Annotated in this window: 25 protein-coding genes and 1 tRNA gene; 13 read left to right on the top strand and 13 right to left on the bottom strand. The window is 66.2% G+C overall.

Features of this window, described 5'->3' with window-relative positions; genetic code table 11:
- Positions 1-16 precede the first annotated feature (16 nt).
- The 3 genes from LGR64_RS15480 to LGR64_RS15490 form a co-directional block, all read right to left on the bottom strand.
- A complete protein-coding gene (locus tag LGR64_RS15480; protein WP_013803149.1) occupies positions 17-1510 on the bottom strand; it encodes an NCS1 family nucleobase:cation symporter-1 in 1494 nt (497 codons plus the stop codon).
- Positions 1511-1642: 132 nt separating this feature from the next.
- On the bottom strand, positions 1643-2962 hold the full coding sequence (preA, locus tag LGR64_RS15485) for an NAD-dependent dihydropyrimidine dehydrogenase subunit PreA (protein ID WP_013803150.1): 1320 nt from the start codon (positions 2960-2962) through the stop codon (positions 1643-1645).
- Between the two features lie 34 nt (positions 2963-2996).
- Entirely contained in the window at positions 2997-4364 is a 1368-nt protein-coding gene (locus LGR64_RS15490) for an NAD(P)-dependent oxidoreductase (protein WP_230355995.1), read from the bottom strand.
- 324 nt (positions 4365-4688) lie between these two features.
- Here LGR64_RS15490 and LGR64_RS15495 point away from each other — a divergent pair, with 324 nt between their 5' ends.
- Entirely contained in the window at positions 4689-5369 is a 681-nt protein-coding gene (locus LGR64_RS15495) for a TetR/AcrR family transcriptional regulator (RefSeq protein WP_013803152.1), read from the top strand.
- A 4-nt stretch (positions 5370-5373) separates the two neighbouring features.
- Complete coding sequence (speG, locus tag LGR64_RS15500; protein WP_012204707.1) at positions 5374-5904, top strand: spermidine N1-acetyltransferase; 531 nt, start codon at positions 5374-5376, stop codon at positions 5902-5904.
- 10 nt (positions 5905-5914) lie between these two features.
- Here speG and LGR64_RS15505 read toward each other — a convergent pair whose 3' ends face one another.
- From LGR64_RS15505 to LGR64_RS15520, 4 genes are all read right to left on the bottom strand, one after another.
- Positions 5915-6328 (bottom strand): DUF1801 domain-containing protein, encoded by a 414-nt coding sequence (locus LGR64_RS15505; protein ID WP_141833785.1) that lies wholly within the window; start codon positions 6326-6328, stop codon positions 5915-5917.
- A gap of 130 nt (positions 6329-6458) precedes the next feature.
- Positions 6459-6535: transfer RNA gene (locus LGR64_RS15510), tRNA-Val, on the bottom strand.
- Positions 6536-6601: 66 nt separating this feature from the next.
- Positions 6602-8851: a RelA/SpoT family protein gene (locus LGR64_RS15515; RefSeq protein WP_141833787.1), complete on the bottom strand. Its 2250-nt coding sequence runs from the start codon at positions 8849-8851 to the stop codon at positions 6602-6604.
- Positions 8848-9855 (bottom strand): alpha/beta fold hydrolase, encoded by a 1008-nt coding sequence (locus LGR64_RS15520; RefSeq protein ID WP_230355997.1) that lies wholly within the window; start codon positions 9853-9855, stop codon positions 8848-8850. The genes LGR64_RS15515 and LGR64_RS15520 overlap by 4 nt, the downstream gene beginning before the upstream one ends.
- A gap of 69 nt (positions 9856-9924) precedes the next feature.
- Between LGR64_RS15520 and LGR64_RS15525 the strand changes: the two genes are divergently transcribed.
- Entirely contained in the window at positions 9925-10719 is a 795-nt protein-coding gene (locus tag LGR64_RS15525) for a 3-hydroxybutyrate dehydrogenase (RefSeq protein ID WP_012204702.1), read from the top strand.
- Positions 10720-10791: 72 nt separating this feature from the next.
- On the opposite strand, the gene LGR64_RS15530 is transcribed toward LGR64_RS15525, so the two are convergent.
- The gene (locus LGR64_RS15530) at positions 10792-11538 is read right to left on the bottom strand and encodes an SIMPL domain-containing protein (protein ID WP_043781482.1); all 747 of its coding nucleotides are present in this window, start codon (positions 11536-11538) and stop codon (positions 10792-10794) included.
- Between the two features lie 305 nt (positions 11539-11843).
- On the opposite strand from LGR64_RS15530, the gene ompR reads away from it, so the two are divergent.
- Together ompR and LGR64_RS15540 are read left to right on the top strand one after the other, a co-directional pair.
- Complete coding sequence (gene ompR, locus LGR64_RS15535; RefSeq protein WP_017404718.1) at positions 11844-12581, top strand: osmolarity response regulator transcription factor OmpR; 738 nt, start codon at positions 11844-11846, stop codon at positions 12579-12581.
- A gap of 243 nt (positions 12582-12824) precedes the next feature.
- Positions 12825-14327, top strand: a complete 1503-nt coding sequence (locus LGR64_RS15540) for an ATP-binding protein (RefSeq protein WP_012204699.1) — start codon at positions 12825-12827, stop codon at positions 14325-14327.
- A gap of 102 nt (positions 14328-14429) precedes the next feature.
- Here LGR64_RS15540 and ispF read toward each other — a convergent pair whose 3' ends face one another.
- Both ispF and ispD read right to left on the bottom strand, forming a co-directional pair.
- On the bottom strand, positions 14430-14909 hold the full coding sequence (gene ispF, locus LGR64_RS15545) for a 2-C-methyl-D-erythritol 2,4-cyclodiphosphate synthase (RefSeq protein ID WP_013803157.1): 480 nt from the start codon (positions 14907-14909) through the stop codon (positions 14430-14432).
- A gap of 16 nt (positions 14910-14925) precedes the next feature.
- On the bottom strand, positions 14926-15756 hold the full coding sequence (gene ispD, locus LGR64_RS15550; protein WP_230355999.1) for a 2-C-methyl-D-erythritol 4-phosphate cytidylyltransferase: 831 nt from the start codon (positions 15754-15756) through the stop codon (positions 14926-14928).
- Positions 15757-15917: 161 nt separating this feature from the next.
- Here ispD and mfd point away from each other — a divergent pair, with 161 nt between their 5' ends.
- The 4 genes from mfd to LGR64_RS15570 all read left to right on the top strand — a co-directional run bounded on the left by mfd (position 15918) and on the right by LGR64_RS15570 (position 21758).
- The gene (mfd, locus tag LGR64_RS15555) at positions 15918-19412 is read left to right on the top strand and encodes a transcription-repair coupling factor (RefSeq protein WP_034391890.1); all 3495 of its coding nucleotides are present in this window, start codon (positions 15918-15920) and stop codon (positions 19410-19412) included.
- A 17-nt stretch (positions 19413-19429) separates the two neighbouring features.
- On the top strand, positions 19430-20095 hold the full coding sequence (locus LGR64_RS15560) for a hypothetical protein (RefSeq protein ID WP_230356001.1): 666 nt from the start codon (positions 19430-19432) through the stop codon (positions 20093-20095).
- A 79-nt stretch (positions 20096-20174) separates the two neighbouring features.
- Positions 20175-20888 (top strand): phosphoserine phosphatase SerB, encoded by a 714-nt coding sequence (serB, locus tag LGR64_RS15565; protein ID WP_012204694.1) that lies wholly within the window; start codon positions 20175-20177, stop codon positions 20886-20888.
- A gap of 306 nt (positions 20889-21194) precedes the next feature.
- Complete coding sequence (locus tag LGR64_RS15570; protein WP_043819363.1) at positions 21195-21758, top strand: hypothetical protein; 564 nt, start codon at positions 21195-21197, stop codon at positions 21756-21758.
- Between the two features lie 66 nt (positions 21759-21824).
- On the opposite strand, the gene LGR64_RS15575 is transcribed toward LGR64_RS15570, so the two are convergent.
- Complete coding sequence (locus LGR64_RS15575) at positions 21825-22043, bottom strand: DUF3820 family protein (RefSeq protein WP_071957097.1); 219 nt, start codon at positions 22041-22043, stop codon at positions 21825-21827.
- A gap of 196 nt (positions 22044-22239) precedes the next feature.
- Between LGR64_RS15575 and LGR64_RS15580 the strand changes: the two genes are divergently transcribed.
- The gene (locus LGR64_RS15580) at positions 22240-23025 is read left to right on the top strand and encodes a MetQ/NlpA family ABC transporter substrate-binding protein (RefSeq protein ID WP_034391882.1); all 786 of its coding nucleotides are present in this window, start codon (positions 22240-22242) and stop codon (positions 23023-23025) included.
- A gap of 97 nt (positions 23026-23122) precedes the next feature.
- Here the strand turns inward: LGR64_RS15580 and LGR64_RS15585 are convergent, their stop codons facing one another.
- Entirely contained in the window at positions 23123-24025 is a 903-nt protein-coding gene (locus LGR64_RS15585) for an EamA family transporter (protein WP_230356003.1), read from the bottom strand.
- A 108-nt stretch (positions 24026-24133) separates the two neighbouring features.
- Here LGR64_RS15585 and LGR64_RS15590 point away from each other — a divergent pair, with 108 nt between their 5' ends.
- Positions 24134-24631: an Lrp/AsnC family transcriptional regulator gene (locus LGR64_RS15590; RefSeq protein ID WP_013803176.1), complete on the top strand. Its 498-nt coding sequence runs from the start codon at positions 24134-24136 to the stop codon at positions 24629-24631.
- A 30-nt stretch (positions 24632-24661) separates the two neighbouring features.
- Positions 24662-24973, top strand: coding sequence for a hypothetical protein (locus LGR64_RS15595; protein WP_034391877.1), 312 nt, complete (start codon positions 24662-24664; stop codon positions 24971-24973).
- Between the two features lie 9 nt (positions 24974-24982).
- Here the strand turns inward: LGR64_RS15595 and LGR64_RS15600 are convergent, their stop codons facing one another.
- The gene (locus tag LGR64_RS15600; protein WP_230356005.1) at positions 24983-25633 is read right to left on the bottom strand and encodes a LysE/ArgO family amino acid transporter; all 651 of its coding nucleotides are present in this window, start codon (positions 25631-25633) and stop codon (positions 24983-24985) included.
- Between the two features lie 70 nt (positions 25634-25703).
- Between LGR64_RS15600 and LGR64_RS15605 the strand changes: the two genes are divergently transcribed.
- Positions 25704-26609, top strand: coding sequence for an HTH-type transcriptional regulator ArgP (locus LGR64_RS15605; RefSeq protein ID WP_012204684.1), 906 nt, complete (start codon positions 25704-25706; stop codon positions 26607-26609).
- Positions 26610-26959: the final 350 nt, after the last annotated feature.

A 26959-nucleotide genomic window follows, 5' to 3' on the forward strand; every position in this document is an offset into this window, starting at 1 on the left:
TGTTGGTTGGTCCGGCCTATGCCTTGCTCAGCGCGGGTGCGCCCTTGGTCACCTGGCCCGCCATGCCGATGCGGTAGACCACGCCGGCAATGAACAGGCCGATGAACCATGCGTAGTCATAGGCATGCTTGAAGAAATCACCCACGTTCGGGAATGCAGCGGGGAACGCCGCGTGCAGGAAGCCGGGCAGGTTGGGCGCCACGCCCAGGGCGAAGGCCGCCACGGCCACCCAGTTCCAGCCGTTGGAGTAGCGGTAGACGCCCTCTTCCCTGTACAGGTCTTCCACCACCAGCTGCTTTTTGCGCACCAGGAAGTAGTCCACCATCAGAATGCCCGCGATCGGCCCCAGCAGGGCCGAGTAGCCGATCAGCCAAGTGAAGATGTAGCCCTCGGTCGATTCCAGGATCTTCCAGGGCATCATCACGATGGCAATGGCCACCGTCATGTAGCCACCCACGCGGTAGCTGATCTTCTTGGGCGCCAGGGCGGAGAAGTCATAGGCCGGCCCGACCAGGTTGGCCGCCAGGTTCACGCTCACGGTGTCGATCAGCAGCACGATCAGCGCGATCAGCACGGCCGCCCCCGTCATGCGGCTGGCAACATCGACGGGGTCCCACAGGGCCTTGCCGTAGATCACCACGGTGCCCGAGGTCACCACCACCGCCAGCATGGCCAGCAGCCCCATGGGCACCGGCAGGCCGATGGCCTGGCCCACCACCTGGTCCTTCTGCGACTTGGCAAAGCGCGTGAAGTCCGGAATGTTCAAGGCCAGCGTGGCCCAGAAGCCCACCATGGCCGTCAGCGACGGCCAGAACACCGACATGAACTGGCCCGCCTTGGGGCCGCCCGGCGCGTACTGCGAAGGCTGCTCCATGATGGGGCCGAAGCCGCCGGCCTTCTGGTAGACCCATCCCAGCAGCACGAAGCAGATCAGGATCTTGAGCGGCGCTGTCCAGGTCTCCAGCTTGCGGATGGACTCGATGCCATGCACCACAAAGTAGAACTGGATCGCCCAGAACACCAGAAAGCACACCAGCTGCCCCACATTGATGCCCAGGCCCGCGATCTTCTCGCCTTCCAGCGGATGGCCCAGCAGCACGCCCAGCAGGGTGTAGATCATCATGCCGCCGAACCAGGTCTGGATGCCGTACCAGCCACAGGCCACCAGGGCCCGCAGCAAGGCCGGCAGCTTGGCGCCATGGGTGCCGAACGAGGCACGGGCCAGCACGGCAAAGGGAATGCCGTACCTGGCCCCGGCATGGCCGATGAGCAGCATGGGAATCAGCACGATGAGATTGCCCAGGAACACCGTCATCACCGCCTGCGACCACGACATTCCGTTCGTGATCATGCTGGCGGCCAAGGTGTATGCCGGAATGCACATCACCATGCCTATCCACAGGGCGGCGAAGTGGTACCAGGTCCAGGTGCGCTGGCTAGGCAGCGTGGGTGCGAGGTCGTGGTTCCACAGGCTGCCTGTGGACTCACCGGAATGCGGGGCATGCGACATTGCGAAGCTCCTTCTCGAAGAGAGAAATCACCAATCCATTGCTGATCCAGGGTCTGACCTTTTCCATCAAGCGCATTTCGTGCCAGGTCGGCCCGGATGCGGGCCGTGCGCCGACCTGCCGCAATGCCCCCTCTAGCCCTGCGCCGTCACGGCCTGGCGCATGGGGTTGTTCGGATGCGTGGTCCAGTTCGCATACTCCCCGGTGACCGTCTGGCCGGTGCGGGGGTCCACCTCGCCCGGCTGCAGGCTGCGCATGGTGATGCACTCGGGCACGGGGCAGATGGACACGCACAGGTTGCAGCCCACGCATTCGGTGTCATCCACCTCGAACCGGCGCACACCGCCCTCCTTGCTGAAGGTGATGGCCTGGTGGGAGGTGTCCTCGCAGGCCACGTGGCAGCGCCCGCACTGGATGCAGCTGTCCTGATTGATGACGGCCTTGTCGATGTGGTTGAGGTTGAGGTCCTTCCAGTCCCTGACCGTGGGCACGGCCCGGCCCTGGAAGTCCTCGATGCGCGCAAAGCCGTGCGCGTCCATGTAGTTGGACAGCCCGTCGCACATGTCCTGCACGATGCGAAAGCCGTAGACCATGGCCGCCGTGCACACCTGGACATTGCCGCATCCCAGCGCAATGTATTCGGCCGCGTCCTTCCAGGTGGTGATGCCCCCGATCCCCGAGATGGGCAGGCCCGCAGTCTGCGGATCGCGCGCGATCTCGGCCACCATGTTCTGGGCGATGGGCTTGACGGCCGGGCCGCAGTAGCCGCCGTGCGAGCCCTGGCCGTCGGTGCTGGGGTGCATGACCAGGGTGTCCAGATTCACGCCCATCAGCGAGTTGATGGTGTTGATCAGGGACACCGCATCCGCGCCGCCGGCCTTGGCCGCACGCGCGGGAAAGCGCACGTCGGTGATGTTGGGCGTGAGCTTCACGATCACGGGCAGCCGGCTGTACTGCTTGCACCACTGCGTGACCATCTGGATGTACTCGGGCACCTGGCCCACGGCCGCGCCCATGCCGCGCTCGCTCATGCCGTGCGGGCAGCCGAAGTTCAGCTCCAGCCCGTCGGCGCCGGTGTCCTCCACCATGGGCAGGATGCGCTTCCAGCTTTCCTCCACGCAGGGCACCATCAGCGAGGCGATCAGCGCGCGGTCAGGCCAGGCCTTTTTCACGCGGGTCATCTCCTCCAGGTTGGTGCGCAGCGGCCGGTCGGTGATCAGCTCGATGTTGTTCAGGCCCATCACGCGCCGGTCCTGCGCCATGAGGGTGGAGTAGCGCGGCCCGTTCACGTTGACCACATGCGGGTCCTCGCCCAGCGTCTTCCACACCACGCCGCCCCAGCCGGCCTCGAATGCGCGGGTGACGTTGATCTCCTTGTCCGTGGGCGGGGCCGAGGCCAGCCAGAACGGATTGGGGCTGGAAATGCCCAGAAAGCGGCTGCTGATGTCTGCCATGTCAATGCTCCTTGAAAAGCGCGGGCACAGCCGCTCAAACCCCGGCCGCCACGGCGCTGGTCAGCGCCTGGTGCATGGCTCGCGCGGCGACCTTGCCGTGCTCCACCGCCTGCACGGTCAGGTCCTGGCCACCGGCGCGGCAGTCGCCGCCGGCCCAAACGCGCGGCACGCTGGTGCGGCCTTCGTCGTCGGTGTCGATGCGGCCGTCACGCAGGGCAATGGCCGCGCCCGCCGGCGTGGCCACATAGGTCTGGCCAATGGCCTTGAGCACCATGTCGGCCGGCACGTCGAACACCTCCTGCGTCACCTGCAGCCTGTCGCCCTCCATGCGGGTGCTGGCCATGCGCACGCCGCAGACCTTGCCGTCCTGCACCAGGATCTCCTGGGGCGCGGCCCACAGCCGCAGGTTGACGCCATGGGTCTGCGCCCATTCCTGCTCCACCCAGGAGGCAGACAGCGCATCCTTGCCCCGGCGATAGAACATGGTGACCTCGTCGGCGCCCAGCAGCCTGGCCTGCACGGATGCATCCACCGCCGTCATGCCGCCGCCGATCACCACTACGCGCCGGCCCACCGGCACCGTGGATTTGTCGGCCGCCTGGCGGATGTCGGCAATGAAGTCCACCGCATTGCGCAAGCCTTCGGCCTGCGGCTCGGCCGCGCCCAGCGCGTTGACGCCCGCCAGACCCAGGCCGAGGAACACGGCGTCATGCTCTGCCAGCAGCGAATCCAGCGTGAAATCTCGCCCCAGCCGCTGGTTGTTGCGCGGCGTGATCCCGCCCACGGACAGCAGCCAGTCGATTTCCTTTTGCGCAAAATCACCGGGGGTCTTGTAGCTGGCCAGGCCGTATTCATTGAGCCCGCCCAGCTTGGGCCGGGCATCGAACAGCACCACCTCGTGGCCCTGCAGCGCCAGCTGATGGGCGCAGGTCAGGCCGGCAGGCCCTGCCCCGACCACGGCCACCTTCCTGCCCGTGGCGGCGGCACGCTGGAACAGCGGTGCACCATCGGAGGCCATGAAGGCATCGGTCGCATAGCGTTGCAATGCACCAATTTCGACCGGCTTGTCTTCCTGGGTATTGCGCACGCAGGCCTGCTCGCACAGCTGCTCCGTGGGGCAGACGCGGGAGCACATGCCGCCCAGCGGATTGGCCGTCAGGATCTCGCGCGCCGCGCCACGGACGTTGTCCTGGGCAATGCGGGCGATGAAGGCCGGTACATCGATGCTGGTGGGGCAGGCCGTGGTACACGGCGCGTCATAGCAGTAGTAGCAGCGCTCGGCCTCGATCAAGGCCTGGGAACGGTTCAGAGCGGGATGGGCGTCGGAGAAATTGGCCGCGTAATCGGCCAGGTTCAGTCGGCCGGCGGCAATGCCGCAGGCGCGTTGCGCGGGGCTATCCATGGTGCATCCTCCAGAGTCAGGATTGAGGGCGTGAAAGGGGCCGCGGCATGCAGGTGCACGCCGGGCCATCTCGGACAACGCAAGGCGGGCCGCAGGAAGGACTCCTGAACGGCCCCGGATCCAACAACACAGTCTTCGGAGGTTTCATCGTGGTCCTCGCATGTGTAAGTGACGCCTCTTGTCGGGCGCACTGGGGGTGGAACGGAATTTACGCGGGTGAAAAAATTTACCAATCAGTAAAATCACCCAGAAAGTCGTCAGCAAGAAAGATGCCAGACAATCGCACCAAAATGGCGCCACTTATCCCGACTTACCATCTGCGCAATGGCAACCCTTTCTGACAATGCGCCCCCTTCCCTGGCGCGATCGGCCACGCGCAAACCCACGGCGGCACGCCTGCGCAAGGAACTGAACATCCTGCAGACGGCCGAACTTCACTTTGCGCAATACGGCTTCGAAGGCGCATCGCTGGAACTGATCGCGCACGACGCCGGCCTGAGCCGCCACAACCTGCTGTACTACTTCGCCAGCAAGGAGGAGCTGTACCTGCGCGTACTGGGCGACGTGCTGACGCAGTGGCTGGCCGGCATGTCCGACCTGCTGCGCGGCGACGACCCTGCGGAGGCCTTGCGCATCTACATCCGGGCCAAGCTGCAGTCCTCGCGCGAGCGGCCCCATGGCTCCCGTGTCTTCACGCGCGAGGTGATGGCTGGCGCGCCCCGCTTCGGACAGGCCATAGCGAGCCAGGTGGGCCCGGCGCTGGCGGCAGACGTGCAGGCCTTCGAGCGCTGGGTGGCGCAGGGCAAGATTGCCCGCGTGGATTTTACCCACCTGATGTTCATCCTCTGGTCCGTGACCCAGGCCTATGCCGACCAGCAGGCCCAGTTCGCACTGCTGCTGGGCCGGCCGGAACTGACCGCCGACGACTACGACACGGCGGCCGACCTGATCTACCGGCTGGTAATCCGTGGCCTGCAGCCGGATACCGCGGCTCTCGCACAATGAGCGCATGAATCACAGCATCCGCCTGAGACCCCTGGAGCGCGAAGATCTGCGCTCCGTGCATCTGCTCAACAACAACGCCGCCATCATGCGCTACTGGTTCGAGGAGCCTTACGAGACCTTCGACGAGCTTTCCGCGCTCTATGACGCCCACGTGCACGACCAGACCGAGCGCCGCTTCATCGTCGAGCACCAGGGCGATCGCGCCGGTCTCGTCGAGCTGGTGGAGATCGACCTGATCCATCGGCGCGCCGAATTCCAGATCATCATCGCCCCCGAGCAGCAAGGCCAGGGCATCGCAGCCCAGGCAACGCGGCTGGCGCTGGACTATGGCTTCAAGACGCTCAACCTGCACAAGATCTTTCTCCATGTGGACCAGGAGAACGAGAAGGCCATCCACATCTACGCGCGCATAGGCTTCGTGCAGGAAGGCGTGCTGATCGACGAGTTCTTCGCCAACGGCCAGTACCGCAACGCCATCCGCATGTACCTGCTGCAAAACGACTACCTGCAGGCACAGGCCGGCATCGGCACCTGAGCGCGGACCTTCATCCTTTCGGCGGCCTCTTCCTGGCAGCCGCCTCGTTGAGGGCGGCCGCCTCGCGCACCAAGTCCTTGAACGCTTGCGCATCGATCTCCTCGCCCTCGCGGATATCAATGGCACGGCGCACCTTGCCTTCAAGGCTGGCGTTGAACAGGTGCTGCGGGTCGGCCAGCGATGCGCCTTTGGGAAAGGTGAGCTTCACGGCCGATTGGTAGGCCTCGCCCGTGCACAGAATGCCACTGCACGACCAGACCGGCACCGACCATTTCCACTCTTCCACCGCGTCCGGAAGCGTTTGCACGATGAGCCGGCGCACATGCGCCAGCACCTCGCCGCGCCAGCCGCCCAGCTCGGCAATGCGCTGGTTGATCAATACGCTGGCCGACGCGGCCGCCTCGGGCGAAACTGTCTTGATCATCCATGTCTCCCAAAGTGATGCATGTTCGATCACAAGACAGGCCAAGGCAAGACCACGGGGAGAACGCACAAACAAAAAAGCCTTCTGAGTGATCAGAAGGCTTTTTGCATTCCATCTGGCAATGGAAAATTGGTAGGCGCGATTGGACTCGAACCAACGACCCCCACCATGTCAAGGTGGTGCTCTAACCAGCTGAGCTACGCGCCTGTGTTTGTTCGAGAAAGCGATTCTAGCACGGCTTTTCAGCGTCCAGGCAAAAATGCCTGAACATGCTCAACGCCGCCGCGCCGAACGCACGCCCGCCACGGCGGCCACGATGCCCAGCACCTTGCTCAAGCGGCCCGAATCGGCCACCTCCACGGTGAAGGTCATCCAGGCCGTTCCCTTGACGGACTGGGTCTGCACGCCAATGACATTGGTCTTTTCGCGCGCAAAGACTTCCGAGATATCGCGCAGCAGGCCCTGCCGGTCGGCGGCCTCCACGGACACATCGACCGGGTAGACGGCTGAGGCCACGGTGGCCGCCTTGGGCTGGCCCCAGGCCACATCGATCACGCGCTCGGAATTGCGCGCCGCCATCTCGCGGAAGTTGGAGCAGTCGGAGCGGTGCACGCTCACGCCCTTGCCGCGCGTGACAAAGCCCCGGATGTCGTCCGGCGGCGCAGGCTTGCAGCACTTTGCCAGCTGGGTCATCAGCGAGTCCACGCCAACCACCAGCACGCCGCCCTTGGGCGAGTCCGTGCCGCGCGCCTTGCGCACCGGGGAGAATTCCTCGACTTCTTCCTCCGCCTCGGCCGGACGCAGAACGGTCTCGATGTTGCGCAGCGAGTATTCATCCTTGCCGACGACTTCGAACAAGGCATCGGCCGATTTGAAGCCGAGCTGAACGGCCAGCTCCTCCAGCTTGACGGCCGTCTTGCCCTCGCGCTGCAGCAGTTTCTCGACCGCCTCGCGGCCGCGCGCCACGGTCTCGTGCGTGGCCTGGGCATTGAACCAGGCGCGCACCTTGGCCTTGGCACGGTTGCTGGTCAGATAGCCCAGGTCGGCATTGAGCCAGTCGCGCGAGGGGCGGCCTTCCTTGACCGTGGTGATTTCCACGGTCTGGCCGTTTTGCAGCGGCGTGTTCAGCGGCACCATGGCGCCGTCCACCCGCGCGCCACGGCAGCGGTGGCCCAGGCTGGTGTGCACGGAGTAGGCAAAGTCCACGGGCGTTGCGCCCTGCGGCAGCTCGATGACGGCCGCGTCGGGGGTGAGCACGTAGATGCGGTCCTCGAACAGGCCGCGATGGTGCGCGCCCGCCAGGTCGCTGCCCCAGGCCAGCAGCTGGCGCAGCACGGCGATCTTGGCGTCGTACTCGCTGCTGGCGGTGACGCCCGCGTATCCCTTGGTGCCCGCCTCCTTGTAGGCCCAGTGGGCGGCCACGCCGTGCTCGGCATGGTCGTGCATGGCCTGGGTGCGGATCTGGATCTCGATGGCACGGCCCGTCTCGTCGCGCACTACGGTGTGCAGCGACTGGTAGCCGTTGGGCTTGGGCTTGGCGATGTAGTCGTCGAACTCCGCCTCGATGGGCGTGAACTGCTCATGCACCCAGGACAGGGTGGCGTAGCAGTCCTTGATCGTGGGCACGACGACACGCATGGCGCGGATGTCGAAGACCTGGTCGAAGTTCAGCGACTTGCCGCGCATCTTCTTGACGATGCTGTAGATGTGCTTGGGCCGGCCCTGCACGGTGGCGCTGATGCTGTGCGCACGCAGATCGGCCTCCAGCCGCGCCCGCATCTGCTCCATGTAGGCCTCGCGCTCCACGCGCTTTTCATCGAGCAGGCGGGCCACTTCACGGTAGGTCTCGGGCTCCAGGAAGCGCAGGGACAGATCTTCCAGTTCCCACTTGATCTGCCAGATGCCCAGCCGGTTGGCCAGCGGCGCGAACACCGTCAGCGCCTCGCGCGCAATACCGGGAGAGACCGGGCGCTTGCTGGCCGCGTAGTAGCGCAGCGTCTGCAGGCGCGAGGCCAGCCGCAGCAGCACGACACGCAGATCGCGCGAGAAGCCCAGCAGCATCTTGCGCACGTTCTCGGTCTGCGTGGCCTCATCGTCCAGATACTGGCCGCCCAGCTCGGCGCCGCGCGCCTGCTGCTGCACGCGCATGAGCTTGTTGGTTTCCACGGCCAGGGTGGCGAAATTCTCGCCAAAGGCCTTGGCGATCACTTCCTGCGGACGATTCAGGTGCACGCTGGCATGCACCAGATAAATCGCCGCCTGCATCGTTTCGGAGCCACCGATGGTCTTGAGGATGGCGGCCACCGCATCGGCATGGGCCATCGTGTTCTCGCCGGACTCCATGGTCTCGGTGGCGATCAGCGGCTCGGCAAAGGTGCGCGCGCGGGCCAGCGCATTGACCTGTTCGGGCAGGGTCTGCGACGTGGCCGTGATCAGGTGCGGCAGAACCGCCGGCACCTGGCCCGGCGCGGCTGCGGCGGGCGAAGGCGCCTGCACGGCGGCCTCGCTGCTGGCGGTCTTCATTCGTCACTCTCCCTGGCCTGCTCGGCAAGATTCATGGTGCTTGGCAAGCGCTCTTCTCCCCATAAGAACCGGCACAGCAAGGCCACCTGCCCTGCTGCGACGAAGGTGGGCGCATGCCCCACCCCTTCAAATTCCACGCAATGCGCCTTCGGGCCGCGCTGCGCCATGGCCTGCGCCGTGGCCGCAGTCAGCAGATCGGACTGCGCACCACGAACTAGCAAGACGCGTGCCTTGATCTGGTCATACAGCTGCCACAGCAGCGCTTCGCCGGCCTGGGCCATCTCGGGCGTCATCTGCTGCAGGGACACTGCAATCTGAGGGTCATAGTGCAAGACAAGACCGCCATCGGCGGCCGGCCGCATCATAGGTCGCGTCAATCGCAACCATTGCCCTTCGCTATGTGGGCCGAAGCCTTCGGAAATCAAGAGCAGCGCATGGGCTGCCTGTTCAAGATTTTCAAAATGCACGCCCTTGCCCAGGTACTGACCTATGCGCTCCAGGGCAGACCACTCGATGACAGGCCCCACATCGTTGAGCACCAGCCTGCGGATGGGCGCCGGCAGCGGCAGCCCCGGCTGGCCTGCAAGCGCCATGCCGATCAGCCCGCCCATGCTGGTGCCCACCCAATCCAATTGTTCGACAGGCGCCTGCGCATGCACCTGGGCCAGCAAGGCCAGCATGTCAGCTGCGTAAAGAGGCACCTGGTAGGCGGCCGGATCCTGCAGCCAGTCGCTTTCGCCACGCCCGACCACGTCGGGGCAGATCACGCGGGCGCGTTCGCTGAGCCGCTCGGCCAGCACGTCGAAGTCACGCCCCTGGCGCGACAGGCCGTGCACGCAGACCACGACATGGGGATGGTGCGGATCGCCGGTGCGATTCCATTCCCAATAGGCCATGCGGTGCGACGCATTATCTTGAGCAGCCGAGCTGGCAGTACGGCTCCAGGGTGAGGCACGCCCGGCAACTGCCGGGCAGGATACGTAGTTCAGCGTAGGATGATTCATGGAAACGCATTCGCGGAGCCGGCGCCGATAATGGCTGTGTTGCATCGTACATTCATTCGGAGACTCTCTATGTTGAAAGGCAAGACCGCCCTCGTGACCGGTTCGACCAGCGGAATCGGCCTCGGGATCGCGAAGGCGCTGGCCCGCCAGGGCGCCAATATCGTGCTCAATGGTTTCGGCGATGTGGACGGCCCCCGTGCCGAAGTGCTGGCCGCAGGCCAGGCCGCCGGCGCCCAGGTCGCCTACCACGGTGCCGACATGAGCCGCGTGGCAGACATCGAGGACATGGTCCAGTACAGCGTGCGCAACTTCGGCCAGATCGACATCCTCGTGAACAATGCCGGCATCCAGCACGTGGCACGCGTGGAAGACTTCCCGCCCGAGCGCTGGGATTCCATCATCGCCATCAACCTGTCCAGCGCCTTCCACACCTCGCGCCTGGTCCTGCCCATGATGCAGGCGGCCGATGGCGGCAAGGGCTGGGGCCGCATCATCAATGTGGCTTCGGTGCACGGCCTGGTGGGCTCTGCGCAGAAGTCCGCCTATGTGGCGGCCAAGCACGGCATTGTCGGGCTGACCAAGGTCACGGCCCTGGAGAATGCCACCTCCGGCATCACCTGCAATGCCATCTGCCCCGGCTGGGTGCTGACGCCGCTGGTGCAAAAGCAGGTGGACGCCAAGGCCGAGCAGCACGGCATCAGCAATGAAGAAGCCAAGAAGCTGCTGCTGGGCGAAAAGGAACCCTCCATGCAGTTCACCACGCCCGAGGAGCTTGGCGAACTGGCCGTGTTCTTCTGCTCGCCCGCTGCCGCCAACGTGCGCGGCGTGGCCTGGAACATGGATGGCGGCTGGGCTGCGCAGTAATCGCGGCCAGACAGAACCACTGCCAAAAAAGGAGCGCCACGGCGCTCCTTTTTTCATGGACGGGTCACCCGGTCAGTACATCTGCACCGAGCCCGACACGTGGACCATCACCTGCGCCTTGCCCGCTTCCACGGACACGGCATCCATTTCCGCGCCGGCAGCCTTGGCGGACATGGCCATCATGCGCGGACGCGGCATGGGCACCGAGGTATCGCTGCTGCTCACGTTGACCTCGCGCAGGCTGTAGTTGGCAAAGCCGAAGCTCTTGGACAGCGTGGAGGCGCGCTGCTTGAACTGTTCGATGGCCTTGGCCTGGGCCTCGCCCTCGACCTTTTCACGGGCCTCGCGCGACAGGCCGAAGCCCACTTGCGACAGCGTCATGTCCTGCACCTGGGCCGCCGTCTGCGTGATGCGCGCGAAGTCGCGGCCCTGCAGAAGAATCTCGGCGCGGCCTTGCCAGCCTTCCACCTTGTTGTCCTTGCCATAGCGCGGATAGATGCCGAAGCTGCCGGTGCTCACATCCATCTGGCCCGACTGGGCGCTGCGCTTGGTCACTGCCATGGCGGCCTCGACCACTTTCTGCAGTTGGGACTGGACCGTGGCCGCATCGCGCCCTTCGCGCGTGGCCGACAAGGTAGCGGTCAGCAGGTCCTGCACCACATCCACCGAGCCTTCTGCAGACAACTGCACCACATTGGCCGGCTGTGCCTGCGCCGAGGCGGCGTTCTGCGCCCAGGCACCGCTGGCACAGGCCAGCGCAGTGGCCGCGACCACGGACTTGACCCAGGGGCGGGACAGCTGTTTGGAAAGCTTGCTCATGCGTTCACCCTTTGAAATGAAAGGTAGTTCAGGGATACAACTGCATGCCGCCCTTTCGCTACGGCATGCCGCCAGATGGTGACAGGTATGGAGCCGTTCAGGCCTATTCGCCCCGTCATTCACAACATTATTGCAACGATAAATGCATCAACGCGATGAACCCATAGTTAAATATTCTAAAGACACATTTTCCGTTCTAAATTTAAACGCAACATCTGTAACACACGGCAAAAGTTCGGGGTTTTGACCAGACTTTTCAGCGCAAGCTGGTAACAATGGCGGCTGTTACAAATGACCGACCGAGGATGAACATGGCCACTACGACCAACCGCACCGACAAGATCCTGGTGGTGGATGACGATGCGCGCATCCGCGACCTGCTGCGCCGCTACCTGACGCAGGAAGGCTTCGAGATCATGATTGCCGAAGATGGCAAGGCGCTGAACCGCATCCTGCTGCGCGAGACCGTGGACCTGATCGTGCTTGACCTGATGATGCCCGGCGAGGATGGCCTGTCCATCTGCCGCCGCCTGCGCTCGGCCAATGACCGCACGCCCATCATCATGCTGACCGCCAAGGGCGAGGACGTGGACCGCATCGTGGGCCTGGAAGTGGGCGCCGACGACTACCTGGGCAAGCCCTTCAACCCGCGCGAGCTGCTGGCGCGCATCCATGCCGTGCTGCGCCGCCGCCCGCCGCAGGAAGCGCCGGGCGCGCCCTCCGGCGACAACGAGGTGGTGAGCTTCGGCCCCTTCACCTTCGACCTGGGCACGCGCGTGCTGCAAAAGAACGGCGAGGAACTGCCGCTGACCACGGGCGAATTCGCCATGCTCAAGGCCCTGGTGCGCCACCCGCGCCAGCCGCTGTCGCGCGAGAAGCTGGCCCTGCTGGCGCGCGGCCGCGAGTTCGAGCCCTTCGACCGCAGCCTGGACGTGCAGGTCTCGCGCCTGCGCAAGCTGATCGAGGAAGATGCCGCCGCACCGCGCTATATCCAGACGGTCTGGGGTGTGGGCTACGTGTTCGTACCGGACGGCGCGAACTGAAATGCATCACCCCCTGAGGCGCTGCGCGCCTTCCCCCTCTCTCGCTCCGCGGGAGGGGGACGACGCCCTCGCCGCGAGGCGGCTCTTGCTCGGCGTCCCTGGGTTGGGGCCGTAACGTTTTATGTGCCGTTGACAATGCGCAGCGCCAAAACCTCACCCTGTCGACCGAGACAACCGGTAACGCAGGCTGGCCGGCACAGGCGTAATCTCGCAGCCGGCCCCTAGAATGACGAACCGCATTCCATGAGTTCCTTCACCGTCCCGCCCCACGACGCCACCAGCCCTGCGCCGCTCGACTACGAGCGGCGCATGACTGCGCGCTCTCCGCTGGGACTCAATCTTTTCTGGCGTACCTTCTGCCTGCTGGCCCTGCTGCTGGTGGGCAGCATCCTGGCGTGGCTGCAGACGCTGCGCGCCTTCGAGTTCGAGCCGCGCACGCTGCACACCGCCCAGCAGATCGCCTCGCTGGTCAACCTCAGCCGCGCGGCCCTGGTGCATTCGGATGCCATCAACCGTGTCTCGCTGATCAAGACCATGGCCGACCAGGAAGGCGTGCGCATTCTGCCGCGCGAGCCTGGCGACAGCTTCGAGCTGCTGGACCAGAGCACGCTGGGCAAGCGCCTGACCGAGGAGCTCACGCGCCGCCTGGGCTACGGCACCATCGTGGCGCGCAGCGTCAATGGCGAACCGGGGCTGTGGGTGGGCTTCACCATCAATGGCGACCGCACCTGGCTGCTGATGGACCGCTCGCGCTTCACGCCGGCCAGCGGACGCACCTGGCTGATCTGGCTGATCACGGCCGGCCTGCTGTCCCTGGCGGGGGCGGCAGCTATCGCGCGCCTGATCAACCGGCCGCTCAAGCAGTTGAGCTATGCGGCCAACCGCGTGCGAGATGGCGACTTTGACGCCAGCCAGCTCGATGAGGAAGCCGTCACCAGCGAGATCCGCGAGGTCAACATCGGCTTCAACCGCATGGCGCAGAAACTCGCCCAGCTGGAGCAGGACCGCGCGGTGATGCTGGCCGGCATCTCCCACGACCTGCGCACGCCGCTGGCCCGCCTGCGGCTGGAGACCGAGATGAGCGTGGTGGACGACGTGGCGCGCGAGCACATGGTGGCCGACATCGTGCAGCTCGACGCCACCATCGACAAATTCCTGGACTACGCCCGCCCCGACCATGTGACCCTCAACCCGGTCAACCTGCATGCCGTGGTGTCGTCCTGCGTCTATGCGGTGCAGGACCACCGCGAGCTGCAGATCAGCATGGCCGTGCCCGAAGGCGTCTACGTGCTGGCCGACGAGGTGGAACTGGCGCGCGTGATCTCCAACCTGTTCGAGAACGCTCGCCGCTACGGCAAGACGCCCGAGACCGAAACCACGCACGTGGATGTGACCGCATCTGAGCGCGAAAGCTGGGTCGTGATTCGCATCCGCGACCATGGCCGTGGCGTGCCGCCCGAGCAGCTGGCCAGCCTGACCCAGCCCTTCTTCCGTGGCGACTCCGCGCGCACGGCCGCAGCGGGCGCGGGCCTGGGCCTGTCCATCGTGGACAAGACGGTGCAGCGCATGGGCGGCGTGTTTGCGCTGTCCAACTCCTCCACGGGCGGGCTGGTCGCCCATGTGCAGTTGCAGCGTGCCTCAGGCGTGGCCAAGGGTGCCGAGCCCGAGCAGCGTCTGCAGCGCCCGCAGATCAAGCGCCAGCTGCCTCCGCGTGCGCAGGACGGCGCCCTGGACGGAGAAGACTGAGCCCGCAGCGCGCGTTCGGCAGATACGTTCGGCAGACACAAAGGCCCCGGCGATCGTTGACCGATCGCCGGGGCCTTTTGCATGGGGATGGCACCCCGCTGTTCAGGCGCGGAACAGCAAGGCGGCGGCGCGCGCCTCCATGGCCTGTTGCTGGCCCACGGGTCCGAGCTTCTCGGCCGTCTTGGCCTTGACGTTGACCTGGTCCAGCGCCAGGCCCAGCGCCGTGGCGATGCGCTCGCGCATGGCAGGAATGTGCGGCGCCAGCTTGGGGGCCTGGGCAATGATGGTGCTGTCGATGTTGCCAATCTCCAGGCCCGTGGCGCGCACGCGGCGCGCCGCCTCCACCAGCAGCACCAGCGAATCGGCGCCACGGAATTCTGGGTCGGTGTCGGGGAAATGCCGGCCGATGTCGCCCAGCGCCGCCCCGCCCAGCAGCGCGTCGGTGATGGCGTGCAGCAGCACGTCGGCATCGGAATGGCCCAGCAGCCCCAGTTCATGCGGCACCTCGATGCCGCCCAGGATCAGCTTGCGCCCGGGCACCAGGGCATGCACGTCCCAGCCCTCGCCAATACGAAAATTCATGTGAAACATTCCAGGTTCAGAAAAACGGATTGCCCGACGCCTGCGGCTGGTCGCGCTTGCCCCGGTAGCGTTCCAGCGTCGCGCCATGCGCGCGCTGCGACAGCACGGCGGCAGCCAGCGCAAAGTCGTCGGGATAGGTGACCTTGAAGTTCTGCGCACCGCCGGGCACCAGGCGCGGGCGCTGGCCCACGGCCTCCATGGCGCTGGCCTCGTCGGTCACGGCCGATCCCGCGTGTTCCAGGGCGTCGAGCAGCGGCGCAATGCGAAACATCTGCGGCGTCTGCGCCAGCCATTTGTCGCTGCGGTCCACCGTGCCCGCCACGCGCACGCCGCCGGGCCCGGTCACGGCTGTCTTGAGCGTGTCGGGCAGCTTGTGCGCCAGAAGGCCGCCCACGGCATCGTGCTCGCAGGCGTCGATCAGGGCATCGATCAGTTCGGGCGTCACCAGGCAGCGTGCGGCGTCGTGCACCAGCACCCAGTCATGCTCACTCGCACCGCGCGCCAGCAGCTCCTTCAGGCCGTTGGTCACGGATTCGGCCCGCGTGGCGCCGCCGCAAGCCGCCGTGGAGTAGCGCGTGGGCGACGGGCCCGGCAGGCCCTGGCGCCAGAAATCATCGCCAGGCGCGATCACCACCAGGGTGTGGTGCACGCGCGCTGTGCCCGCAAAGGCGGCCAGCGTGTGCGCCACCATGGGCGCACCGGCCACCAGGTGGTATTGCTTGGGCAGTTCAGGCGCAGGCGCATCGGGTGCGATGGCGCGCGAGCCCGTGCCCGCGCAGGGGATCAAGGCCCACAGGCGGGCCGGCTCCAGGGACGCGGGCGCAGCCGCCGCAAGCAGATCTGTCATGGTGGCGCATTGTAGTGACGGCCATGCGCCACCATGGACATGCGGGCATGCCTGCATGGCCGTCATGCGTGCTGGCTAAAATGGTTCGATACCCCTCTGCGCGTGCCGAGGGGTTTTGTCGTTACTTCGCCCAGGCGCTGCGGCGCCCACGTCCAAGCACCATGGAACTGCCCAAGCTCACTCCCGGAAAACGCTTCACCCTGCCCCGCCCTGTGGGCAGCGCCGACGCCCTGCTGCTGGCCCGCCTGGGCGAGCGCGAGAAGGCTGCAGGCCGGGTGACGGCCATCGTCACGGCCGACGCCTCGGATGCCCAGCGGCTGATCGACGAGATGGCCTTCTTCGCCCCGGGCCTGCGCTGCGCGCTCTTCCCCGACTGGGAGACCCTGCCCTACGACAGCTTCTCTCCCCACCAGGACCTGATCAGCGAGCGCCTGGCCACGCTGTGGCGCATCAACCAGCGCGACAAGGAGCATGGTGCCGACGTGGTGCTGGTGCCCGCCACCACGGCGCTGTACCGGCTGGCGCCGCCCTCCTTCCTGGCCGGCTACACCTTCGAGTTCAAGAGCGGCCAGAAGCTGGACGAGGCCAAACTCAAGGCCCAGCTGACGCTGGCCGGCTACCAGCATGTCTCCCAGGTGGTCAGCCACGGCGAGTACGCGGTGCGCGGCGGCCTGATCGACCTGTTCCCGATGGGCTCGCTGCAGCCCTACCGCGTGGATCTGTTCGACGACGAGATCGACTCCATCCGCACCTTCGATCCCGACACCCAGCGCAGCCTCTACCCCGTGCCCGAGGTGCGCCTGCTGCCCGGCCGCGAGTTCCCCATGGACGAGGACGCACGCGCCAAGTTCCGCCAGCGCTGGCGCGAGCTGCTGGAGGGCGATCCCACGCGCAGCCGCATCTACAAGGACATGGGCCAAGGCATTGCCACGGCCGGCATCGAGTACTACCTGCCGCTGTTCTTCGACGAAACGGCCACCGTGTTCGACTACCTGGGCGCCGATGCCACCGTGGTGATGCATGGCGACCTGGAGCCGGCCTTCCAGCGCTTTTGGCAGGACACCAAGGAGCGCTTCCGCCTGGTGCAGGGCGACCCCGAGCGCCCGGCCCTGCCGCCCGAGGTGCTGTTCCTGTCCGCCGACCAGTTCTACACGCGCGCCAAGGAGCACGCCCAGCTCGCGCTGCGCCCAGGCACCGAGGACGTGGCCGACAGCGCCATCTTCCAGAAGCTGGAGGACCTGTCCGTGGTGCGCGGCGCGGAAGACCCGCTGGCGCGCCTGCAAAGGCACATTGCCAGCAGCGCCCACCGCATCCTGCTGCTGGCCGAGTCCGATGGCCGGCGCGAAAGCCTGCTGGACTTCTTCCGCGCCTCGGGCGTGAACCCGCCGGTCTTCGACTCGCTGGCCGAGTTCCAGGGCGATGCGGGCGAGAAGGTGGGCATTGCCACGGCCGGGCTGATGAACGGCTTTGCCTGGGTGGAGGAAGGCCTGGACTTCGTCACCGAGACGGAGCTGTTCGCCACCAGCCCCACGGGCCGCAGGCGCCGCCGCCAGGAGCAGGTCAGCGATGTGGAGGCGCTGATCAAGGACCTGTCCGAACTCAAGGTGGGCGACCCCGTGGTGCATTCGGACCACGGCATCGGCCGCTACCAGGGCCTGGTCAACATGGACATGGGCCAGAAGAACCCTGACGGCACGCCGGCCGTGCAGGAGTTCCTGCACCTGGAGTACGCGGGCAACGCCGTGCTCTACGTGCCTGTCAGCCAGTTGCAGCTGATCAGCCGCTACACGGGCGTCTCGCCCGAGGACGCGCCGCTGCACAAGCTCGGCGGCACGCAGTGGGAAAAGGCCAAGCGCAAGGCGGCCGAGCAGGTGCGCGACTCGGCAGCCGAGCTGCTGAACATCTATGCGCGCCGCGCCGCACGCCAGGGCCATGCCTTCCGCTACTCGCCCCAGGACTACGAGCAGTTCGCCAACGACTTCGGCTTCGAGGAAACGGCGGACCAGCGCGCTGCCATCCACGCCGTGATCCAGGACATGATCAGCCCCCAGCCCATGGACCGCCTGGTCTGCGGCGACGTGGGCTTCGGCAAGACCGAGGTGGCGCTGCGCGCGGCCTTCGTGGCCATCACGGGCGGCAAGCAGGTGGCCTTTCTCGCGCCCACCACGCTGCTGGCCGAGCAGCATTACCAGACCCTGGTGGACCGCTTCTCCAAGTGGCCGATCAAGGTGGCCGAAGTCTCGCGCTTTCGCTCGGGCAAGGAGATCACGGCGGCCGTCAAGGGCATTGCCGACGGCTCGGTGGACATCGTCGTGGGCACGCACAAGCTGCTGTCGGAGTCCACGCAGTTCAAGAACCTGGGTCTGCTGATCATTGACGAGGAGCACCGCTTCGGCGTGCGCCACAAGGAAGCCATGAAGGCCATGCGCGCCGAGGTGGACGTGCTCACGCTGACGGCCACGCCCATCCCGCGCACCATGGGCATGGCGCTGGAAGGCCTGCGCGACCTGTCCGTCATCGCCACCGCGCCCCAGCGGCGCCTGGCCATCAAGACCTTTGTGCGCAACGAGGGCACGGGCGTGATCCGCGAGGCCGTGCTGCGCGAGCTCAAGCGCGGCGGCCAGTGCTACTTCCTGCACAACGAGGTCGAGACCATCGAGAACCGCAAGCAAAAGCTCGAGGAAATCCTGCCCGAGGCACGCATTGCCGTGGCCCACGGCCAGATGCCCGAGCGCGAGCTCGAACGCGTGATGCGCGACTTCGTGGCCCAGCGCTACAACATATTGCTGTGCTCGACCATCATCGAGACGGGCATCGACGTGCCCAGCTCCAACACCATCCTCATCAGCCGCGCCGACAAGTTCGGCCTGGCCCAGCTGCACCAGCTGCGCGGCCGCGTGGGCCGCAGCCACCACCAGGCCTATGCCTACCTGATGGTGCCCGACCTGGACAGCCTGACCAAGCAGGCCCAGCAGCGGCTGGAGGCCATCCAGCAGATGGAGGAACTGGGCTCGGGCTTCTACCTGGCCATGCACGACCTGGAGATCCGCGGCGCCGGCGAGGTGCTGGGCGAGAACCAGAGCGGCAACATGATGGAGGTGGGCTTCCAGCTCTACAACGAGATGCTGTCCGAGGCCGTGCGCAGCCTCAAGGCCGGCAAGGAACCCGACCTGCTCAGCCCGCTGTCGGCCTCCACCGACATCAATCTGCACGCGCCGGCCCTGCTGCCCAACGACTACTGCGGCGACGTGCACCTGCGCCTGTCCTTCTACAAGAAACTGGCCACGGCCCGCACCAGCGACCAGATCGACACCCTGCTCGAAGAAATCGTGGACCGCTTCGGCAAGCTGCCGCCCCAGGCGCAGACGCTGATCGACGTGCACCGCCTGCGCGTGCTGTCCCAGCCCTACGGCGTGGTCAAGGTGGATGCGGCGCCCGGCGTCATCAACATCACCTTCAAGCCCCAACCACCCGTGGACCCGATGGCCATCATCCACCTCATCCAGAAGAACAAGCACATCAAGCTGGCCGGCAACGAGAAGCTGCGCATCGAGCGTGCCCTGGACAACCCCAAGGACCGCGCCCAGATGGTGCGCGACGTGCTGCGCAGCCTGGGCCAGCCGCTGGTGGAAGCGAAGGCGGCCCAGCCCGCATAGAACGCGTCGTTCCAGCCATGTTCCTCGAAGCGAGCATCGCCCTGCTGGCCCTGGCCACCGCGCTGTGGCTGCGCCCCTGGCGCATGCTGGCCGGCCGCCCGGGTCCGGGCGGCCCGCAGGACCGCATGGCCTCGCCCCTGGTCACGCCGCTGCTGGGCGTGCTCGTGCTGCTGCCCTGGATCTGGGCCCTGCCCACGCTGCACCGCATGCCGCTGCAACTGCAGTGGTCCTCGGCGCCGCTGGTGGTGCTCATGCTGGGCTGGCCGCTGTCCGTGCCGCTGCTGCTCATCGTGGGCGGGCTGGCCGCCCTGCTGTCGCCGGCCCTGGGCTGGGGCGACGCGCTGGGCATCGCGGTCTGGCAGGGCATCGTGCCCGCCACGCTGGCCATGCTCTGGGGCGCGGCGCTACGGCGCTGGCTGCCGCATCAGATCTTTGTCTACATCCTCGCGCGCGGCTTTGCGGGCACGGTGCTGTGCGTCTTCATCGCCGCGCTGCTGGCCCAGGCGGCGGGCCACGCCCTGCCCGGCGTCAACGAGGATCTGTCTCGCATCGCGCGCTGGCTCATGGCCTGGGGCGATGCCGTGGTCACCGGCATGGTCACCGCCATCTTCGTGGTGTTTCGCCCCCAATGGCTGGCCACCTGGTCGGACGCCATCTACCTGCGCCAGCCGCCCGCAGCCTGACGGCAGGCCCGCCACTGGATATGATTTGCGCCTGTTTCCCGCCAGCCCGGCGGCCCGTCCCCTTTTTGCTGCCCCACCCATGACCGATGTCACCGAATTCGCGCCCGGACTGCTGATCCGCGGCATCCAGCCGCCACTGAAGCTGGCCGACTACAAGCTCATCGCGTTCGACATGGACTCGACGCTGATCACCATCGAGTGCATCGACGAAATCGCCGATGCCACCGGCAAGAAGGCCGAGGTCTCGGCCATCACCGAAGCCACCATGCGCGGCGAGATCACCGACTTCAAGGACAGCCTGCGCCAGCGCGTGGGCAAGCTCGTCGGCGTGACCGAGGCCGACATGGCCCGCGTGCTGGCCGAGCGCCTGAAGCTCTCCCCGGGCGCCGAAACCCTGGTGCGCGCAGCCCAGGCTGCGGGCCTGAAGGTGCTGCTGGTCTCGGGCGGCTTCACCTACTTTGCCGAACATGTGCGCGGCATGCTGGGCATCGACTTCGTGCGAGCCAACGTGCTGGAGATGCGTGACGGCGCGCTGACCGGCGGCCTGATCGAGCAGCCCTGGGGCGACATCTGCGACGGCGCCGAAAAGCGCCGCACCCTGCTGGAAGTCGCCTCGCTGCTGGGCATTCGCCCCGACCAGTGCATCGCCGTGGGCGACGGCAGCAACGACATTCCCATGATGCAGGTCGCAGGCCTGTCCGTGGCCTACCACGCCAAGCCGCGCGTACGCAACGAAGCCAAGGTCTCCATCACCGAAGGCGGCCTGGACCGCCTGCTGGAAGTCCTGCGCTGAAAACGGGCGGCAGGGCGCGCGCAGGCCGCTGCGCCGCTCCGCAATCAATAGCTGAGAATGTTCTGTGGGCTTGCTTTTCCGGCAAGCCCCAGTCTTTTCTACAATGCTTCACGCAGCCCCATAGGCCACCGCCCCAGCGCCGGGTGGCCCACCTACAACAGCAGGCTGCACGCCGGCGCATCCGCGCGCCGGTGCTTGGAATCTCCTCCCCCATCCCCATGTGACACACAAGGCCGCAGGCCTGCCTGCATACGGGCAGCCTGTGGCGCGCCGACCGGCGCGGGCCCGCCTGCGCCGACCGTGTACATGACCACCATGATTGGAAAAAACTCCGTGAAGACTTCGTTCCGCGCCACTGCCTCCGTGATCGCCCTGGCCATTGCATCGCTGACCGTGCCCACGCTGGCCCAGGCCAAGCGCATGGGCAGCGGCGGCAAGTCCGTGCGCCCGGCGTCGATCGGCAAGGCCCCCGCTCAGCCCGCAGCGCCTGCGGCACCCACCGCCAGCAAGGCGGCGACTCCGTCCACCCCCGCCGCACCGGCCGCGCCTGCAGCCCCGACCGCTGGGGCAGCCCCCGCTGCGGCACCTGCGGCTGGGGCCGCCCCCGCTGCTGCTGCACCTGGCGCGGCTGCCGCTCCCGCAGCACGCGGCTCCGGCATGATGGGCACGCTGGGCGCCGCTGCCGTGGGCGCCGTGGCCGGCTCCATGGCCGGCAATGCGCTGGCCGGCGCCATGACCCCTGAAAAGGATGCGGCCGCCAAGGAAGCCGAAGCCAAGGCCAAGGCAGCTGAAACCGAGGCAGCCGAGCTGCAGCGCAAGGCCGACGAAGCCAAGGCCAAGGCCGAAGCCGCCCGCGCTGCCGCCAAGTAAACCGCCTGCGTTTTCCCCCGGAAAGGCCGCGCCCGTCGCGGCCTTTTGCTTTTTAGGGTAGTTGCTTCAACGCGGCCCGGCGCGCAGCGGCTGCAGCAGGTGCGACAGGCCGTTGTGGTCCAGCTCCTGCATCAGCGCCAGCAACTGGCCCAGCTCTCCCTTGGGGAAGCCTTCGCGTGCGAACCAGTTCAGATAGTTGCCGGGCAGGTCGGCGATCAGCCGGCCCTTGTACTTGCCATAGGGCATTTGCACCTGCACCAGCTTTTGCAGCATTTCGGAGTCCATGGCGGCGATGGTACGCGCTGCAGCATCGCAAGAATCCGCATAAAAAGCCACAGCCTTATAACCAAATAGCAAAATTGTTCATTGCGGCTGCTGGCGCCGCACTAGACTATGCGCCTGCCTGCCGTACCGCCCGATACAGAACCACTCCACCGGGCCTGCGGCGTTTTTGCAACCCGTTGAAGAAAGTCCTCCGGTCATGTTGAAGAAAGCCCTCTCCGCAATCGCGATTGCCACGCTGGCCCTGACGGCCCAGGCCGCCGACGTGCTCAAGGTCGGCGCCACCGCCGTGCCCCATGCAGAAATCCTCAACCATGTGAAGCCGGCCCTGAAGGCCCAGGGCATCGACCTGCAGATCAAGGAATTCAGCGACTACGTGCAGCCCAATGCGGCCGTCGAGGACAAGCAGCTGGACGTGAACTTCTTCCAGCACCAGCCCTACCTGGACAGCTACAACAAGGACCGCAAGACCTCGCTGGTGGCCGTGCCCAATGGCAAGGTCCACGTGGAGCCCTTCGGCGGTTACTCGCAGAAGATCAAGAACGTGAAGGATCTGAAGGACGGCGCCACCATCGCCATCCCCAACGACCCCTCCAACGGCGGCCGCGCCCTGATCCTGCTGGCCAAGCAGGGCCTGATCGAGCTCAAGGACCCCAAGAGCCTGACCCCCACGCCGCTGGACGTGGCCAAGAACCCCAAGAAGCTCAAGTTCAAGGAACTCGAAGCCCCGCTGCTGCCACGCGCGCTGGCTGACGTGGACCTGGCCCTGATCAACACCAACTACGCCATCGAGGCCAAGCTCAATCCCACCAAGGATGCGCTGTTCATCGAAGGCTCCGATTCGCCCTACACCAACATCGTGGTCTCGCGCCAGGACCGTGCCAACGATCCCAACATCGCCAAGCTGATGAACGCGCTGCACACGCCCGACGTGAAGAAGTTCATCCTCGAGAAGTACAAGGGCGCTGTCGTTCCTGCGTTCTGAGGCGCAGGGAATGCAGCCGGTCGGCTGCATCCTGTCTCCGCAAAAAAAGCGCTGCCTCGGCAGCGCTTTTTTCATTTCCCCTCCCTGGTATCGCCACTCAACCTGCAGGCGTCACCTCGGCCGGCGCCTTGGCCGCCGCAGCGGGCCGCGTGATGGCGCTGCCCATGGCCGCGCCCATGATGCAGGCGATGGCCAGCCACTGGGTCCCCAACAGGTGCTCATGCAGCAGCAGCATGCCCATGAGGGCGGCAATCGCAGGCTCCGTGGCCAGGGCGATGCCGAAGGTGGCCGGTGGCAGGCGGCGCAGGGCCATCATCTCCAGCGTATAGGGCAAGGCGCTGGAGATGGCCGCCACCACCAGACCGAAGGCCAGGATGGACGGCTGCAGCAGCTTGGCCCCCGCTTCGGCCACGCCGAAAGGCACCACCACCATGGCGGCGAACACCAGGCCCAGCGACACGGCCTGGCCGCTGGGAATGCTGCCCAGGCGCTGCCCCAGCAGGATGTACAGCGCCCAGCAGATGGCAGCGCCCACGGCGCAGGCAATGCCCACGGGCTCCAGCACCAATCCGCCCGCGCCAGCGCCCCCTATCGGCAAAATCAGGGCCAGCCCCGCCACGGCCAGCGCCAGCCAGACAAAGTCCACCGGCCGGCGCGAGTGGTAGATGGCCACGGCCAGCGGACCGGAGAATTCGATGGCCACGGCCAATCCAAAGGGAATGGTGCGCAGCGCCATGTAGAACAGCAGGTTCATGGCGCCCAGCGCCACGCCGAAACGCAGCAGCGCCCACGCCTGGGGGCGGGCCAGCGTCCAGCGCCAGGGCCGCCAGATGGCCACCAGGATCAGCGCGGCAAAGCCCACGCGCAATGCCGAAGTGCCCTGGGCGCCCAGCACCGGAAAAAGCTGCTTGGCCAGTGAAGTGCCCACGCCCAGTGCCGTGACCGAGCCCAGCACGGCCAGCAGGGGCCAGGCGCGGTTCCATGTGGTGTTTGTTGTCATGGCACGTACGATATTGCAGGCCAGCGATGCAAAAGGCTCGTTTTGGGGCCTCTTCGCGCAACATTCGCTCTTTCCGACCGCCCCGCATCCGTTTTCCGCCCCTTCCCCATGCCCGCCATCGCACTCGATACTTTTGACCGCGCCATCCTCGACGTGCTCCAGCGCGACAACCTCACGCCGCAGCGCCTCATTGCCGAGCAGGTCCACCTTTCGGCACCGGCCGTGCAGCGGCGCATACGGCGCCTGCAGGAGCTGGGCGTGATCACGGCCAACGTGGCCGTGGTCGATCCCGTGCGCACGGGGCGTCCGCTCACCGTGCTCATCAACGTGCAGCTGGCCAACGAGCGCCCGGACCTGTCCCTGGCCTTTCGCGCGCGCGTGGCGCGCGAGCCCGCCGTGCAGCAGTGTTACTACGTGACCGGGGAAGCCGACTATTCATTGATCGTCACGGCTGCCGATATGCAGGAGTACCAGGCGCTGGCGGCGCGGCTGTTCTCCGGAGACGACAACATCCGGCGCTACACCACCTCGATCGCTCTGGAACGCATCAAGACCGGGCTGCAGTTGCCGATGGCAGAACACAAGCCCGACAATGAAACAAGTTGACACAACCTAGACATACACCAGGAGACTGCTTTGAGCGCACCTTCACCGGACAGCATGGCCCGCCTCGTCGCCACACGCACCCTCGACAAGTACGAGCGTGACTACTATCCCAAGCGCGACCGCATCACCATTTCCTTCCGGGGCGACCTGGCCGAGCAATACAACTACGACAAGATCCAGCCCTTGTCCGAGGCCCAGCGCCATGGCCACAAGGTCGTCATCGAGGCGACCAGCCAGAAAACCGGCGCCACGGGCCACTACTGCATCGAATGCAACAGCTGGAACCTCATCGAGGCCGTGGGCACCTGGGCGCCCGGCGAGGAAGCCCCGGCCGCAGACTGATCTGCGCCGTCAGCCAACTGCCGGTGCCAACGCGCTGCCAGCCACCCACCAGGCCAGCGCCAGCATCATCACGCCCGTGACGCCATCGAGAACGCGCCAGGCCTGCGGCTTCTCGAACAGGCGCTTCATGCGGCGGCCCGCAAAGGCCAGCGCCACGAACCACGACAGGCTGGCCGATGCGGCGCCTACCACATAGACCCACTTGAGCACGCCTTCCTGGCGCGCGCCGATGGAGCCCATGAGCAGCACCGTGTCCAGATAGACATGGGGGTTGAACAGGGTGATCACGGCCAGCGTGGAGACCACGCCCAGCAGGCCACGCGGGGCCAGTTGCCCGCCCGATGCCGCCAGTTGCGCATCGGGCGCCATGGCCATGCGCCACAGCGCGATCAGCCCATAGGCCAGCAGGAACAGGGCGCCGCCCAGCGTCAGGTAGCGGGCCAGGTCGGGGTTGTCGCCCAGCAGCCGGGCCATGCCCGCCACGCCCAGGCCGATGAGCACCACGTCGCTCACCACACACCAGGCCACGCAGGCGCGCACATGCTGACCGTGCACGGCCTGGCGCAGCACATAGAGGTTCTGGGCGCCGATGGAGACGATGAGAGACAGGCAGACCGTGAAGCCCGCCAGCCAGGAAGAAGAAACATTTGCAGTCCACATGGCCGGGATTGTCTGGTCGGCAAATGGTTAAGTAAAATTACATTTACTCAACCAAATGAAGAATATCTAAATGCTCGACTACGCCGGACTCGAAGCCCTGGCGGCCGTGGTGCGCGAAGGCAGCTTCGAGCGCGCGGCGCGCAAGCTGCATGTCACGCCCTCGGCCGTTTCCCAGCGCATCAAGCTGCTGGAGGAGCGTGTGGGCCAGGTGCTGGTACTGCGCGGCCAGCCCTGCTCGGGCACCGATGCGGGCCGCAGGCTGTGCCTGCACCTGGAGCAGGTGGCCCTGCTCGAAAACGATCTGCGCCGCAAGAACCCGGAGCTGGTCCCCGAGGGCCAGACCGCCCTGCCCACGCTCAAGCTGGCCGTCAATGCCGACTCGCTGTCCACCTGGTTCATGGATGCCATGTCCGCCTTCACGCGCGACGGCAACGAGCTGCTGGACATCAGCATCGACGACCAGGACCACACGGCCAAGCGCATCCGCGAGGGCGAGGTGCTGGCTGCCGTCACGGCCACTTCCTCGGCCATTCCCGGCTGCAATACCTGGCCGCTGGGCCGCATGCGCTACGTGGCGGCGGCCAGCCCCGACTTCATCCGCCGCTACCTGAAGGACGGCATCACGCCCGAGGCCATGGCGCGCACGCCCATGATGAGCTACGGCCGCAAGGACAGCCTGCAGGACCAATGGCTGCAACGCCTGGGCGCAGAGGGGCGGCGCAACACGCCGCGCCACTTTCTTCCCTCCAACCAGGGCTATACGCGGGCCTGCGAGCTGGGCATGGGCTGGGGCATGCACCCGCCGCTGATGATCGGCGCGCAACTGGCCGAAGGCAGCCTGGTGGAGCTACTGCCCGGCAACGACCTGGACATTCCCATGTACTGGGCCCATGCGCGCAATGCACAGGCCAGCCTGCAGCGGCTGACGGACTGCGTGATCCAGGCGGCAGCCGCCTGTCTTGACCCGATGGAGTGAGGGGGCCATCGACGCCCCCCCCTCTTTCCCCGCCTCGCCCACTCCGTCGAATCCACATCCCCGGCCAATGCGTTTTTGCCGGCCCGGGATCATCGCAATACCGGAAAAAACAGGTCTTCCATTCATTGAAGCCGCTGAAATACCGGCGTCATCAGATAATCCCGCGCACGCCCGGAAAATACAAACAGGAACAGTCCTAGAAATCAAATAGGAGCATTCCTATAAGGCAGATACAAGCGTCCCGGGGGCAAAAAGAAGGACTCAGATTTTCTGAAAAGCCTTGACATCATTTGCAGTGAGCCTAGAGAATTCGCGGGTCTCAAGGCAATTTCATAAAGCCGCCACTCTTT

The organism is Delftia sp. Lp-1, assembly GCF_020523835.1.
Taxonomy (GTDB): Bacteria; Pseudomonadota; Gammaproteobacteria; order Burkholderiales; family Burkholderiaceae_C; genus Comamonas; species Comamonas acidovorans.